At 68.0% G+C, this 13,671-nt stretch carries 12 protein-coding genes and 2 tRNA genes; 7 read left to right on the plus strand and 7 right to left on the minus strand.

Annotation, left to right across the window (positions count from 1 at the left end):
• Positions 1-134: 134 nt before the first annotated feature.
• A complete protein-coding gene (locus tag ACZ6DL_RS01935) occupies positions 135-1,274 on the minus strand; it encodes an MFS transporter (RefSeq protein WP_466049508.1) in 1,140 nt (379 codons plus the stop codon).
• 244 nt (positions 1,275-1,518) lie between these two features.
• Here ACZ6DL_RS01935 and ACZ6DL_RS01940 point away from each other — a divergent pair, with 244 nt between their 5' ends.
• From ACZ6DL_RS01940 to ACZ6DL_RS01955, 4 genes are all read left to right on the plus strand, one after another.
• Entirely contained in the window at positions 1,519-2,292 is a 774-nt protein-coding gene (locus ACZ6DL_RS01940; RefSeq protein ID WP_466048428.1) for a fumarylacetoacetate hydrolase family protein, read from the plus strand.
• Between the two features lie 13 nt (positions 2,293-2,305).
• A complete protein-coding gene (gltX, locus tag ACZ6DL_RS01945) occupies positions 2,306-3,796 on the plus strand; it encodes a glutamate--tRNA ligase (RefSeq protein ID WP_466048430.1) in 1,491 nt (496 codons plus the stop codon).
• Positions 3,797-3,910: 114 nt separating this feature from the next.
• Positions 3,911-3,982 (plus strand) — tRNA-Gln (locus ACZ6DL_RS01950).
• 145 nt (positions 3,983-4,127) lie between these two features.
• Positions 4,128-4,200, plus strand: a tRNA-Glu gene (locus ACZ6DL_RS01955).
• A gap of 775 nt (positions 4,201-4,975) precedes the next feature.
• Here ACZ6DL_RS01955 and ACZ6DL_RS01960 read toward each other — a convergent pair.
• From ACZ6DL_RS01960 to ACZ6DL_RS01970, 3 genes are all read right to left on the minus strand, one after another.
• Positions 4,976-5,155, minus strand: a complete 180-nt coding sequence (locus tag ACZ6DL_RS01960) for a DUF5302 domain-containing protein (protein WP_062969883.1) — start codon at positions 5,153-5,155, stop codon at positions 4,976-4,978.
• A gap of 148 nt (positions 5,156-5,303) precedes the next feature.
• The gene (locus tag ACZ6DL_RS01965) at positions 5,304-5,804 is read right to left on the minus strand and encodes a PPOX class F420-dependent oxidoreductase (RefSeq protein ID WP_466048432.1); all 501 of its coding nucleotides are present in this window, start codon (positions 5,802-5,804) and stop codon (positions 5,304-5,306) included.
• Positions 5,805-5,837: 33 nt separating this feature from the next.
• Positions 5,838-6,539: an IclR family transcriptional regulator gene (locus ACZ6DL_RS01970; RefSeq protein WP_040868418.1), complete on the minus strand. Its 702-nt coding sequence runs from the start codon at positions 6,537-6,539 to the stop codon at positions 5,838-5,840.
• 155 nt (positions 6,540-6,694) lie between these two features.
• On the opposite strand from ACZ6DL_RS01970, the gene leuC reads away from it, so the two are divergent.
• From leuC to ACZ6DL_RS01985, 3 genes are all read left to right on the plus strand, one after another.
• Positions 6,695-8,116, plus strand: coding sequence for a 3-isopropylmalate dehydratase large subunit (gene leuC, locus ACZ6DL_RS01975; RefSeq protein ID WP_466048434.1), 1,422 nt, complete (start codon positions 6,695-6,697; stop codon positions 8,114-8,116).
• Positions 8,117-8,155: 39 nt separating this feature from the next.
• Positions 8,156-8,764, plus strand: a complete 609-nt coding sequence (gene leuD / locus ACZ6DL_RS01980; RefSeq protein ID WP_040868414.1) for a 3-isopropylmalate dehydratase small subunit — start codon at positions 8,156-8,158, stop codon at positions 8,762-8,764.
• A gap of 156 nt (positions 8,765-8,920) precedes the next feature.
• Positions 8,921-9,571, plus strand: a complete 651-nt coding sequence (locus tag ACZ6DL_RS01985; RefSeq protein ID WP_062969880.1) for an HU family DNA-binding protein — start codon at positions 8,921-8,923, stop codon at positions 9,569-9,571.
• 193 nt (positions 9,572-9,764) lie between these two features.
• On the opposite strand, the gene ACZ6DL_RS01990 is transcribed toward ACZ6DL_RS01985, so the two are convergent.
• From ACZ6DL_RS01990 to cofC, 3 genes are all read right to left on the minus strand, one after another.
• Entirely contained in the window at positions 9,765-10,673 is a 909-nt protein-coding gene (locus ACZ6DL_RS01990) for an NUDIX hydrolase (protein ID WP_466048435.1), read from the minus strand.
• A gap of 50 nt (positions 10,674-10,723) precedes the next feature.
• Positions 10,724-12,895: an RNA degradosome polyphosphate kinase gene (locus ACZ6DL_RS01995; RefSeq protein ID WP_466048437.1), complete on the minus strand. Its 2,172-nt coding sequence runs from the start codon at positions 12,893-12,895 to the stop codon at positions 10,724-10,726.
• A gap of 71 nt (positions 12,896-12,966) precedes the next feature.
• Positions 12,967-13,650 (minus strand): 2-phospho-L-lactate guanylyltransferase, encoded by a 684-nt coding sequence (gene cofC, locus ACZ6DL_RS02000; RefSeq protein ID WP_466048438.1) that lies wholly within the window; start codon positions 13,648-13,650, stop codon positions 12,967-12,969.
• Positions 13,651-13,671 lie beyond the last annotated feature (21 nt).

Here is a 13,671-nt window from a genome sequence, read left to right on the forward strand (position 1 = left end):
GCGGTTCGGCCAGGCTTGCGGCTCGGTCGCGGCCGGGCCGTCGAGTTCCGGTAGATCGGTGGTGCCGAGGTCGAGAGCGTCTCGTGCCCATGGACGCCCTTCGGCTGCGGCGGGCGAGAGTTCGGGGCGCGGGCCTAGTCGGCGTCTCGCGGGACGAGGGGGACTGCCGCGACAGCCGTGACGGCGGCCAGCAGGAAGGCGGCGGGGAAGCCGCTCGCGGTGATCAGAGCGCCGAACACCGGCGGGACGGCGGCCATGGCCAGGTTCTGGCCGGTGTTCTGGATGCCGAGGCCCCGGCCGCTCCAGTACGGGCCCGCGATCTCGGCGACCGCGGTGAAGGCCAAACCGTTGTCGGAGACGGTGATCACGGACGCGGCGATCAGCAGCGGGATGGCCGCCCACCACCACTCGGTCCACGCGGTCAGCGCCAGCGCGGCCATCGAGAGCACGGCGGCCACGGCGACGGTGCGCAGCGGCCCCATCCGGCTGCCGACCCGATCCGACCACGCACCCGCGCCGATGCGGCCCAGCGCGCCGAGAATCTGGGTGACCGTCACCAGCGCGCCGGCGGCGGCCAGGGACCAGCCGATGTCGCGGTGCAGCCACAGCAGCGCGAAGGTCCACACCGTGCCCTGCGGGACGACAAGCAGCACCGAGACCAGATGGATGCGCCACAGCGCGGCGTCGTCGCGATAGGGATTGGCGCGCAACGCCGGATCGGCGGCGGAACCGGCGGGGCGCGGCGGATCGACGATGCCTGCCAGGCAGCCCACGGCCGCCACGCCCGCCATGAGCGCGGGAACGAGGATGGCCGCGGGCACGCCGTGGGCGGCGGCGACGGCCGGAATCGCCAGCGCGCCGACACCCACGCCCAGCGGCTGCGCGGTCTGCCGGATCCCCATCGCCAGCCCGCGCCGGTGCGGCGGGAACCAGCCGACGATCACCCGGCCGCTGGCGCCATTGGTGCTCGCCGCCCCGACGCCGCCGAGGAACAGCAGCGCACCCAACGCGATGTCGGCGGTCGTGGTGGCCGCGGCGCACCCGGCCGCCAGCATCAGCAGCGGACCGCCGATCAGCACTTTGCGTTCGCCGATCCGGTCGACCAGATAACCCCACGCGATCAGGGTGCACACCAGGCCGACGGTGGGCATGGCCACGAGCAGGCCTGCCGTCGCCAGCGGCATGCCGCGATCGGTCAGCGCGGGCAGCAGGAACGGGACGCCGTGGATGAAGACCGCGCTGGAGGCCTGGGCGAACACGCCGAGACCGAGCATCGACCAGCGCCGAACCTCGTCGATCTGCGTGACGGTCGCCACCGGCCCACCTCGAATCTCATTATTTGGGATTTTCTTCCCACTTTATGAACTGCTTCGCTCACGGTACACCCCGGTGGCCGCTCGATTCGACGGCAGCGGCTGTCGGACTCCTCACAGCGCGGGCACGGCCGGGTTCGCAGGGGATCCGACCACTCGGTCGGGCGCGTTCGGGCTGGTGACGGCGGGTCGATAGACTCCGGGCATGCGTCTAGGTCGAGTTGCCAGTCCCGATGGGGTCGCCTTCGTCAGCATCGAGGGTGACGGAAGCGACAGCGTGGCCAAGGAGATCGCGGAACACCCGTTCGGCACACCGACGTTCACCGGCCGGAGCTGGCCGCTGGCCGATGTGCGACTGCTCGCGCCGATCCTGGCCAGCAAGGTGGTCTGCATCGGCAAGAACTACGCCGCCCACGCCGCCGAGATGGGCGGGCCCGCCCCCGCCGACCCGGTGATCTTCCTCAAGCCGAATACCGCGATCGTGGGTCCGAACGCCCCGATCATCCTGCCGCCCAGTTCATCTCAGGTCGAATACGAAGGGGAGCTGGCGATCGTCATCGGCCGCCCCTGCAAGGATGTGCCCGCCGCCCGCGCGCTGGACGTGGTGCTGGGTTACACCGCCGCCAACGACGTGACCGCCCGCGACCAGCAGCGCCACGACGGTCAATGGACCAGGGGCAAGGGCTATGACACGTTCTGCCCGCTCGGCCCCTGGATCGAAACGTCCTTGGACCCTTCGGATCTGGAGATCGTCACCGAACTCGACGGCGAGGTGCGCCAGCGCAGCCGTACTTCGCTTCTGCTGCACGACATTCCGAAGCTCATCGAGTGGGTCACCACCGTGATGACGCTGCTGCCCGGTGACGTCATCCTCACCGGCACTCCCGAGGGCGTCGGCCCGATGCGCGAGGGCCAGCAGGTGTCGGTGACCGTCGAGGGCATCGGAACCCTCACCAATCCCGTTGCCGCCAAACGCTGATCGAAAGAGAGCCATGACTGAAGTACGGGTCCGATTCTGCCCGTCACCGACCGGAACGCCGCATGTCGGCCTGATCCGGACGGCGCTGTTCAACTGGGCCTACGCCCGCCACCACGGTGGCACATTCGTCTTTCGGATCGAAGACACCGATGCCGCACGCGATTCCGAGGAATCCTACCGCGCGATTATCGACGCGCTGCGCTGGCTCGGGCTCACCTGGGACGAGGGGCCGGAGGTCGGCGGCCCTTACGAACCATATCGCCAGTCGTTGCGAAAAGATCTGCACCTGGACGTGGTTCGGCGTTTGCTGGAGGCCGGTGAGGCGTATGAATCGTTCTCCACTCCGGAGGAAGTCGAGGCTCGCCATCGTGCCGCCGGACGTGATCCGAAGCTCGGTTACGACAACTACGATCGCGATCTGACGCCCGAGCGGATCGAGGCGTACCGGGCCGAGGGCCGCCCTGCCGTTATCCGGCTGCGGATGCCCGACGAGGACTTGTCCTGGAACGATCTGGTGCGCGGCGAGACCACCTTCAAGGCGGGCAGCGTCCCGGACTTCGCGCTCACCCGGGGCAACGGCGATCCGCTGTACACCCTGGTCAACCCGGTCGATGACGCGCTGATGCGGATCACCCACGTGCTGCGCGGCGAGGACCTCCTCTCCTCGACGCCGCGCCAGCTCGCGCTGTACGCCGCGTTGCGCCGGATCGGGGTCGCCGAATTCACTCCCGAGTTCGGTCACCTGCCCTTCGTCATGGGCCAGGGCAACAAGAAGTTGTCCAAGCGTGATCCGGAGTCGAATCTGTTCGCCCACCGCGACCGCGGCTTCGTTCCTGAAGGTTTGCTGAATTATCTCGCGCTACTGGGCTGGGGACTGTCGGAGGACCGCGATGTTTTCTCCATGGCGGAGATGGTCGAGGCCTTCGATATCTCGAAAGTAAATTCGAATCCGGCCCGTTTCGACCAGAAGAAGGCGGACGCGCTCAACGCCGAGCACATCCGATTGCTGGCGCCGGGTGATTTCGCTCACCGGCTGCGGGAGTATCTCACCGAACACGGGCATATCGGCGCGGAAATCGACGAGAAGGTGTTCGCCGAGGCGGCGGAACTCGTACAGACCAGGATCGTCGTGTTGTCCGACGCCTGGGAACTGTTGCGTTTCCTGTTCGCGCCCGCGGATGAGTTCGCCATCGACCCCGCCGCGGGCGCCAAGAATCTCGGTTCCGGCGCCGCCGAGGTATTGCAGTCCGCTATTACCGTGTTGGAGCCGTTGACCGACTGGACCGCCGAGGCGATCGAAGAGGCGCTGAAGAAGGCGCTGATCGATGATCTGGGTCTGAAACCGCGCAAAGCCTTCGCGCCGGTGCGGGTCGCGGTCACCGGGTCGCATATCAGCCCGCCGCTGTACGAATCGCTGGAATTGCTCGGCCGCGGCGTCACCCTGGACCGGTTGCGCTCGGCGTTGCACTGGAAGGAAGCGGGCCCGGACTCGTCCGAAGGCTGAAAACATGGCTTTGACCAGGCGATTTGTAGTTCACCCTCACCCGTTTGGTACTCTTCTTCTCGGCCCGGAACACGGTCTCGAGTCATCCAGACGCGAGGCTGAACGCCTGGTCATTGGGGTATGGTGTAATTGGCAACACAGCTGATTCTGGTTCAGCCATTCTAGGTTCGAGTCCTGGTACCCCAGCGGAGTGGGTTGTTCGACTTCGGTTCGCGGCCGAAATCAATCAACACCTGGCGATTTGGTCGCCGGGCCTCGGCCGGTTAAGCTAGCCGAGCCTCCTGATCGAAAGATCACCACGGCGCTCCTCGCGACAGCGAGAAGCAGTCCTGGCCCCGTCGTCTAGCGGCCTAGGACGCCGCCCTCTCAAGGCGGTAGCGCGGGTTCGAATCCCGTCGGGGCTACGCGAGTGAAAGGTCCATGCTCATAGAGCATGGACCTTTCTCGTTTCGCTATGTTCTGTGTGGGGTGCAACCCCTACGCCCCGCCCGGAGGGCTTCGCCCACGGACCCCCGGCGAGGGCTGCGTCCCGCCCGGCCGGTGGTGGCCCCGGGGGTTGGTGAGCTTCGGACTGAACCGCACCTGAGGCCCAAGGGCACGCCGGTGGTGGTGCCGGTGCGACCGACCGGCCGGGGCCATGTCCGTCTCGTCTCCGTCTGGTGGGCCCCTGTGCAGGCCGGGTTCGCGAGGGTGTGGAACTTCGCGAGCCAATCCCTGCGGCCTCGACTCGGACTCGCTCGGGGGACGCCGACCTGCTCGTCGAAGACGCTCGGGCCCGGCCCGGCTCGACCGCTTTCGCATCGCGCTCGGCGGTATGCGGCCGGAGCCACAGCGTGCGGCGCCCATTCGCGCGGCTGGATCGGTGGCCCCATCCGTACGACTCACGGACTTCCGCGATCGAGACGGATCGTCTGTTCGCCATGGTCCTTCGACTGTGCTCGGGTATGCGAGCGCCGCACGGCGCGGCGTGGACATCGCTGACGACGAGGACGGCGCGAGGTTTCCGGGATGGCATCGCACCCGGACAGGGGCCCGGGCTTGGCGCGGTGCTGTGCCGCGCCACGGCTCTTCACGCCGTCCGGAGACCTGGCTGATGGGGCCGCATCGGTCGCACGAGATCTTCCGCAAAAGAAAGGCCCTCCAGCGCTCTTGCCGGAGGGCCTTCGCCGTCTGCGCGGACTATCCGCTCTTACGCCGGAATTCCCGCTTGTGGCCGACCGCGGTGTGCGCCGCGGACGCCTTGGACCGTCCGTCGAGGTGGTCTGCCGCGCGGGCGTTCTGCTGGTTCTTGCGCTCCAGTGCCTCCCGGAACTTGCGCTTCACCTCGTCGGCGCCATTGGACTTACCCGAATCCGCCATCGCTGCTCCTCGTCGTCGCGGTCGCGCAGCGCGTCCTCGCGGGCGGCGCTGCCCGGCCGATTCCTGTCGAACACCCCGACGCTAGCCCGTGCGGGGCGGTTGTGTCAGTTGGATTTCGGGCGCGTCGCACGACCCGGGCGCGTGCGGGTCAGTCCAGCGCCCGCGCGGTGCTGCCGCCGAGGGGCATGGCGGGGAGGCCGAGCTTGCGGTGATCCCAGCTGCGCGTGCGCTCGGGCACGACGCGCACGGCGACCCGCTTGTGCAGCATGGTCTCGACCATCGGCCGCACCTCCTCGCTGTAGGGGCCGGTGTAGCGCTCCCAGACGCTCACACCGACGGCGAAGAGTTTTTCGGCGTCCTCGATGATCTCGGCGCGGCCCTCGATGGCCACGCCCCTGAGCTGGTCGTAGGTGTCGCCCGCCTCGACCATGCAGGTGACCCGGGGATCGCGGCGCAGGTTCACCGCCTTCTGCGACTTGGCCTTGGTCTCGAACCAGATCTCCCCGTCGATGAGCGCGTACCACATCGCGGTGAGGTGCGGCGTGCCCTTCGCGCCGATGGTCGCCAGCGTCGCGATCCGGCTGCGCTGCAAGAAATCGGTGATCTCGGTGTCGGACATCACGATCTGTGCCCGTTGGTTGACTCCCATGGGCCCACTGTAGAGAGCCCGATGTGAAACGGGTTACAGGCGCTTGTGCAGGGCCTCGGCCGCCGCCACCAGATCCGCCGCCCACCGGGCGCCCGGCCTGCGGCCCATCCGATCGATCGGCCCCGACACCGACACGGCCGCGACCACGGTGCCGCCGGCGTCCCGCACCGGCGCGGAAACGCTGGCCACGCCGGCCGCGCGCTCGGCCGCGCTCTGCGCCCACCCGCGCTTGCGCACCTCGGCCAGCGCACGCTCGCCGAACACCGCGTCCGTCAGGATGGTGCGTTGCAGCTCCGGGTCGGCCCACGCCAGCAGTACTTTGGCCGCCGAACCAGCGGTGAGCGGCAGTCGGGCCCCGATCGGCACGGTGTCGCGCAGTCCGACGGGGGGTTCCAGCGCCGCGACGCAGACGCGGGCGTTGCCGTCGCGGCAGTAGAGCTGGACGCTCTCGCCGGTGATCTCGCGCAACCGCGGCAGGATGGCCGAGGCGGCCTCGAGCAGCGGGTCATCGGCGCTGGTCGCGAGCTCGGCAAGCGCCGGGCCCGGCCGCCAGGTGCCGTTGCTGTCGCGAGCGAGCAGGCGATGTACCTCCAGGCCGACGGCCAATCGGTGTGCGGTGGCGCGGGGCAGGCCGGTGCGCGCGCAGAGCTCGTTGAGACCCGAGGGGTGCTCGGCTACGGCGTACAGGACCGCCACTGCTTTGTCGAGGACGCCGATGCCGCTATGCTGTCTCATAGAACGATACTAGCGTCTCGAATGTTGAGAAATCCACCTTCACCGGTACGTGCCCTCAGCGTTCGGACCAGGCGCAGCTATCCCAACTCGTGCAACCGTCGCCGCGTCGGAGTCCAGATCGCGGAACGGCTGCTTCGTCCGAAAGGTGATCGACAATGGCCGAACCGCGCACGCTGGCCGAGAAGGTATGGGACCAGCATGTCGTCGCTCGCGGGGAGGGTGCGGGTGCCTCGCGCGAACCGGACCTGATCTACATCGACCTGCATCTCGTCCACGAGGTGACCAGTCCGCAGGCCTTCGACGGGCTGCGCGCCGCGGGCCGGCCGGTGCGGCGGCCGGATCTCACGATCGCGACCGAGGACCACAATGTCCCGACGATCGATATCGACAAGCCGATCGCCGACCCGGTTTCGCGCACCCAGGTGGAGACGCTGCGGCGCAACTGCGCGGAATTCGGTGTGCGGCTGCACCCGATGGGCGACCTCGATCAGGGCATCGTGCACGTGGTCGGGCCGCAATTGGGCCTGACCCAGCCGGGCATGACCGTGGTCTGCGGCGACAGCCACACCTCGACGCACGGCGCGTTCGGGGCGCTGGCGATGGGCATCGGGACCTCCGAGGTCGAGCATGTGCTTGCCACCCAGACCCTCTCGCTGCGCCCGTTCAAGACGATGGCGATCACGGTGGACGGCGCCATGCCCCCCGGTGTGACGAGCAAGGACCTGATCCTGGCCGTCATCGCGAAGATCGGCACCGGCGGCGGCCAGGGCTATGTCCTGGAGTACCGCGGCGAGGCGATCCGGGCCTTGTCGATGGAGGCCCGAATGACGATCTGCAACATGTCCATCGAGGCGGGCGCGCGGGCCGGCATGATCGCGCCGGACGAAACGACCTATGAATTCCTCAAAGGACGGCCGCACGCCCCGCAGGGAGCCGATTGGGACGCGGCGGTGGCCGCCTGGGAGGCGCTGAAGACCGACGAGGGCGCCGTTTTCGATGCCGAGGTGCACATCGACGCCACCGAGCTGACCCCGTTCGTCACCTGGGGCACCAACCCGGGCCAGGGCGCCCCGCTGGGCGAGACGGTGCCCGACCCCACCGCCTTCGCCGACGAGGTGGCCCGCGAGTCCGCGGAGAAAGCTCTGCGTTACATGGACTTGGAGCCGGGTACTCCGCTTCGACAAGTACCGATCGACACCGTATTCGTCGGTTCGTGCACCAACGGACGCATTGAGGATTTGCGTGCGGTGGCCGGGATTTTGAAGGGACGCCATGTCGCCGACGGCGTGCGAATGCTGGTTGTACCGGGGTCGATGCGGGTTCGCGCACAGGCGGAAAAAGAAGGACTCGGCGAGATTTTCACCGCGGCGGGCGCCGAATGGCGGCAAGCGGGCTGCTCAATGTGCCTGGGAATGAATCCGGACCAGCTCGAGCCCGGCCAGCGTTGCGCGTCCACCTCGAACCGCAACTTCGAGGGCAGGCAGGGTAAAGGCGGCCGTACGCACCTCGTTTCCCCCCTCGTAGCGGCCGCGACAGCGGTCCGCGGAACACTGTCGTCGCCTGCGGATCTGGACTGACCGGCCCCGATTCCCTCGAACAAACCCAGGAGATTCGTAATGGAAGCCTTCACCGTGCACAAGGGCATCGGAGTGCCGCTGCGCCGCTCCAATGTCGATACCGATCAGATCATCCCGGCGGTCTACCTCAAGCGGGTCACGCGGACCGGATTCGAAGACGGCTTGTTCGCCGCATGGCGGTCGGATCCGGACTTCATTCTGAACATCGCGCCTTACAACAGCGGTAGTGTGCTGGTGGCGGGTCCGGATTTCGGTACCGGGTCGTCTCGTGAGCACGCTGTTTGGGCGCTGGCGGACTACGGCTTTCGGGTGGTCATCTCATCCCGGTTCGCCGACATCTTCCGCGGCAATGCGGGCAAGGGCGGTGTGCTCGCCGCTCAGATGTCACAGAACGATGTCGAAATGCTCTGGAAGTTGCTCGAGGAACAGCCCGGCTTGGAATTGGTTGTGGATCTCGGGGCGCGCACGGTGACGGCCGGAACCGTCGTGTTGCCGTTCGATATTGATGACTACACCAGGTGGCGTCTGCTGGAGGGATTGGATGACATCGGGCTGACGCTGCGCCAGGAGGACGCGATCACCCGGTTCGAAAAGGCAAGGCCAACATGGAAACCCACTACCCTCCCAGCACATATTTCGCAGACGTAATCACCCCGGTCGGTTAGCTGGACACCCGGAGTTGCGGTAGCTGGACGTGTGCTAAACCACATGAATTTTGGCGTGGCACATAGACTCTTGCCCAAAGTGGGTTTACCGTGGTACCTAGTCGGTCCGACGACGGGCCATTAGTCTGCGGAGGATTCAATGAACAAGGCGGAACTGATCGACGTTCTGACCGAAAAGTTGGGTACGGACAGGCGCACGGCCACCGCGGCAGTCGAGCATGTGGTCGACACCATCGTGCGCGCGGTGCACAAGGGTCAGAGCGTCACTATCACCGGTTTCGGTGTGTTCGAACAGCGTAAGCGCGCGGCTCGCGTCGCACGGAACCCGCGCACCGGCGAAACCGTCAAGGTCAAGCCCACTTCGGTGCCCGCGTTCCGCCCCGGCGCTCAGTTCAAGGCGGTGATCGCGGGTAAGCAGAAACTGGCCGCGACCGGGCCCGCCGTCAAGCGTGGGGTGAATGCGCCGGTGGCCGCGAAGAAGGCGGCGGCGAAGAAGACGGCGGCGAAGAAGACCGCCGCCAAGAAGTCGACGCCGACCAAGGCTCCGGCCAAGAGCACGGCCCGTAAGGCCGCCGCCAAGGCCCCGGCGAAGACCACCGCGCGCAAGACGACCGCTACCAAGACCGCTGCGAAGAAGGCGCCCGCGAAGAAGACCGCGGTCGCGAAGAAGGCTCCGGCCAAGAAGACGGCCACCAAGGCCACGGCGGCCAAGAAGACCACCACCGCCGCCAAGAAGACCCCAGCGAAGAAGACCGCGGCCAAGAAGGCCTCGGCTCGCGGAACCCGCTGATCTCGAGCCACCGCCGGATCGGCGCTGAATGCGCGGCCCCACCACCGGGCCCATTCGCCTCAACGTCGAGACGGCCCCGGGAGACACCCGGGGCCGTTTTCGGCTGTCCGCCTACCGTGGCCTCATCCTCGCGGCGCCGTTGTCGTCATCGGCGCCCGCCGACCCGCGCGGTGACGGGGAAGTTGCCGTCGTATCAGGACTCCGCGTCGTAGGCTGACAGCGATCGATCCAGATGGTCGGCGGCCACCAAGCGGTGGCCGACGAACGACAGCACCCACACACTGCCCTTGCGATTGCGCGCCGACGGCAGCGCGATTCCGTCGCGTTCGGCCAACCAGCCCAGCAGATCCGGGATCACCTTGCCCTGACTGCAGACGACGCGAACGGCCTTGTCCGACACCAGGGCTCGAAGACATTCCCGGGCCTCATCCGGGTGTTCGGCGTACCCGGTCTCGGAAAACACCGGCTCCTCGATGATTTCGGCGCCGAGCTTCTCCGCCAGCGGCGCCACGGTCTGCACGCAGCGCAGCGGAGGAGCCGAATAGACCTGAGATGCGCCGAATGCCAAGAGATTCGGCGTGAGCGCCCGCGCCTGCGTCTCACCCTCGCGGTCGAGCGGACGCTGCTCGTCGGGACCGTTGTAGCGGTCCCTGCGGCCGGCTTTGGCATGCCGGACCAGAAGGAGGGTGTCGGTGCGTGCGGGCAGCCGGGTGAAGGCGCGCACCACTTGCCGATCCATCGGATACGACAACTGGTGCATCACCCGATCCAGCGGGTGCCAGCTGAGCACGTCCACTTCGGAGTTGGCGGTGAACTCCCCGCCCGCCTGCTCGGCGGCCCAATAGTCGACCCGCTTGAGCTTGCGATGGCCCGGAATCGGATAGGTCACGTGGCCGAGGTAGCGGCCGAGCCTGCACTCCAGCCCGGTCTCCTCGCGGACCTCGCGAACCGCGGCCAGCACCGGGGTCTCACCCGGATCGAGCTTGCCCTTCGGCAGCGACCAATCCTCGTACTTGGGGCGGTGGACGAGCGCGATCTCGATCGTCCCCGCCGACGATTCACGCCACAGCACCGCACCGGCGGCGTAGATATTGGCAGTCACCCGGGGATCCCAGATCGGGCCCCCCTCCTGCTCGAACCCCGTCTTGGCGTTCACTGCTGTTCTGGCCTCCGCAGCCGCATCAAGAACTCCTGATGATCTCTGATCTTGTCCCCGTCGCCGGACGCCCCCGGCGATGCCCGCCAGGTGCCGTCCGGTTGCAACACCCAGCAGCGCGTGGTCGGCGACAGCGCGGAGTCGAACACCCCGTGCAGTTGCTCGGTCAACCGCGGATCCTTCACCTGCGCCATCACCTCGACCCGCCGATCCAGGTTGCGGTGCATCATGTCGGCGCTGCCGATCCAGTACTCGTCCTGCGCCTGGAAGTGCAGAACGCGGGAATGCTCCAGGAACCGGCCGAGGATGGAGCGGACTTCGATGTTCTCGCTCATACCGGCCACGCCGGGGCGCAGCCCGCAGATGCCGCGCACCACGATCCGCACCGGCACGCCCGCCTGCGAGGCCCGGTACAGCGCGTCGATGATCTCCTCGTCGACGATCGCGTTGGCCTTGATCAGGATCCGGGCGTCCTCGCCCTGACTCGCCAGCTCGGTCTCGCGCTGGATGCGCTCGATGATGCCGGAGCGCACGCCGTGCGGTGCGACCAGCAGATTGCGGTAATTCTCTTTTCGCGAGTAACCGGTCAGCGAATTGAACAGGTCGGTCAGGTCGGCGCCGATTTCCGGTGCCGCGGTGAGCAATCCGACGTCCTCGTAGAGGCGCGCGGTCTTCGGGTTGTAGTTGCCGGTCCCGATGTGGCAGTACCGGCGGATGGTCGCGCCCTCGCGGCGCACCACCAGGCAGGTCTTGCAGTGCGTCTTCAGGCCGATCAGGCCGTACACCACGTGCACGCCGGCCTGTTCCAGCGCGCGGGCCCATTTGATGTTGGCCTGCTCGTCGAAGCGCGCCTTGATCTCCACCAGGGCGACCACCTGCTTGCCCGCCTCGGCCGCGTCGATGAGCGCGTTGACGATCGGGGAGTCGCCGGAGGTGCGGTAGAGGGTCTGCTTGATGGCCAGCACCTGCGGGTCGGCGGCGGCCTGTTCGATGAAACGCTGCACGCTGGTGGAGAACGAGTCGTACGGATGGTGCACGAGCACGTCGCCCTCGCGCAGCGCGGCGAAGACGTTGCGCGGCGTCTCGCGCTCGCCGAACGCGGGCGGTGTCGCGGGGACGTAGGGGGTGTCCTTCAGATTCGGCCGGTCCACGCCGTACACCTGCCAGAGGCAGGACAGGTCGAGCAGGCCGGGCACCTCGATGACGTCGCCGGGGTCCACGTCCAACTCCCGCAGGAGCAGATCGAGCATGTGCTCGGTCATGTCGTCGGACACCTCCAGTCGCACCGGCGAACCGAACCGCCGCCGGGCCAGCTCGCGCTCCAGCGCCTGCAGCAGGTCCTCGTCGCGATCCTCGTCGACCTCGAAGTCGGCGTTGCGGGTGATCCGGAACGAGTGGTGCTCGACCACCTCCATGCCGGGGAACAGCAGATCCAGGTGCGCGGCGATGAGCGCTTCCATCGGCAGGAAAGCGGCGATCGGGGAGCCGGGTTCGGTGCGGCGCACGCGGACGAACCGGTCGACGTTGTCGGGCACCTTGACGCGGGCGAAGTGCTCGCCGCCGGTCGAGTAATCCTTCACCGTCACCGCGAGGTTGAGACTCAGCCCGCTGATATAGGGGAAGGGATGGGCGGGGTCCACCGCGAGCGGGGTGAGGACCGGGAACACCTGATCCTGAAAGTAACCCGAGAGGCGCTGGCGCTCGCCGTCGTCCAGGTCGCTCCAGTCGATGATCGCGATGCCCTCGGCCGTCAGCGCGGGCAGCACGCTGTCGAGGAAGACGCGGGCATGCCGCACCGCGATCTCCTGCGTACGCGCGGCGATCAGTTCCAACTGCTCGCCGGGAGACCGGCCGTCGGCCGAGCGCACCAGCAGGCCGGTCTCGGCGCGGCGTTTCAGTCCCGCGACCCGCACCATGTAGAACTCGTCGAGATTCGACGCGAAGATCGCCAGGAACTTCGCACGCTCCAGCAACGGGAGCGACGCGTCCTCGGCGAGGGCGAGCACGCGGGCGTTGAAGTCCAGCCAGCTCAATTCACGATTGAGGTAGCGATCGCGTGGCAACCGCGCAGCCGACTCGTCGGCGGACAGGGGTGTCGCCGCCGGGGGTGGCGTGGGAAGCAACGGCTGCTGCTTGACGGTTTCCGTATCGCTCACGCCAACGATCATCCCCTACCGGAGAGCACCCGCGCATCCCGCGAGCGCGATCGACGTGTGTCTCACACCACCACGGCGACCGGCTAGCACACGTGTGGAACGGGTTCGTGAACGCCGCCCGGCCAGCCGATGTCGTGTAGGACAGCACGGGTCGCGTTTCCGGCTCCGAGCGCCACCGCGCGATCCAAGTCGGCGGCGGTGTCGACGTCCAGGCGCAGCCCCGGCCAGTCCCCGGTGAGATCGACCGCCCCCGCCTCGATGTGGCTGCGCGCCGAACCGGGGCCGAAGCGGGGGTCGAGCGCGGCGACCGGGTCGCGAACCACGAGCGCGGCGGTGCCGCTGCCCTCGTGGTCGACCACGATCGAGCGCAGTCCGCGCGGGGCGGCGGCGAGCATGTCCGAGAGCTCTTCCGGGCGCAGCGCAGGCAGATCGGCTTGCAGCGCGAGCAGATCGATCGGCCCGTGCGCACCGCGCAACGCGGCGGCGGTGGCGGCCAGCGCGGTGTTCAGCCCGCCGGCGTGCGGTTCGCGCGGTTCCGGATGGACGTCGGCGCCCAGCGCGCGGGCCAGGTCCGCCACCTCGGGATCCGGCGTGACCACGGTGACCGACACGACCTCCCCGACCGCCGCGGTGGCGGTCACGGTGTCGGCGAGCATGGCCAGCACAAGGCGTGCCCGGTGCTCCGGGCGCAGCCGGTCGGCCAGTCGGCTCTTGGCCTGATCGAGGCTCTTGACCGCGATCACGGCATGCACGGCGTGCGGGCGCATGCGAGCAATCCTTCCATGGCA

Source organism: Nocardia sp. NPDC041819, assembly GCF_055590505.1.

Coding starts and splice junctions, on each gene's coding strand:
- ACZ6DL_RS01935 (WP_466049508.1), bottom strand. CDS start 1,274: ATGCTCGGTCTCGGCGTGTTCGCCCAGGCCTCCAGCGCGGTCTTCATC.
- ACZ6DL_RS01940 (WP_466048428.1), top strand. CDS start 1,519: ATGCGTCTAGGTCGAGTTGCCAGTCCCGATGGGGTCGCCTTCGTCAGC.
- gltX (WP_466048430.1), top strand. CDS start 2,306: ATGACTGAAGTACGGGTCCGATTCTGCCCGTCACCGACCGGAACGCCG.
- ACZ6DL_RS01960 (WP_062969883.1), bottom strand. CDS start 5,155: ATGGCGGATTCGGGTAAGTCCAATGGCGCCGACGAGGTGAAGCGCAAG.
- ACZ6DL_RS01965 (WP_466048432.1), bottom strand. CDS start 5,804: ATGGGAGTCAACCAACGGGCACAGATCGTGATGTCCGACACCGAGATC.
- ACZ6DL_RS01970 (WP_040868418.1), bottom strand. CDS start 6,539: ATGAGACAGCATAGCGGCATCGGCGTCCTCGACAAAGCAGTGGCGGTC.
- leuC (WP_466048434.1), top strand. CDS start 6,695: ATGGCCGAACCGCGCACGCTGGCCGAGAAGGTATGGGACCAGCATGTC.
- leuD (WP_040868414.1), top strand. CDS start 8,156: ATGGAAGCCTTCACCGTGCACAAGGGCATCGGAGTGCCGCTGCGCCGC.
- ACZ6DL_RS01985 (WP_062969880.1), top strand. CDS start 8,921: ATGAACAAGGCGGAACTGATCGACGTTCTGACCGAAAAGTTGGGTACG.
- ACZ6DL_RS01995 (WP_466048437.1), bottom strand. CDS start 12,895: ATGATCGTTGGCGTGAGCGATACGGAAACCGTCAAGCAGCAGCCGTTG.
- cofC (WP_466048438.1), bottom strand. CDS start 13,650: ATGCGCCCGCACGCCGTGCATGCCGTGATCGCGGTCAAGAGCCTCGAT.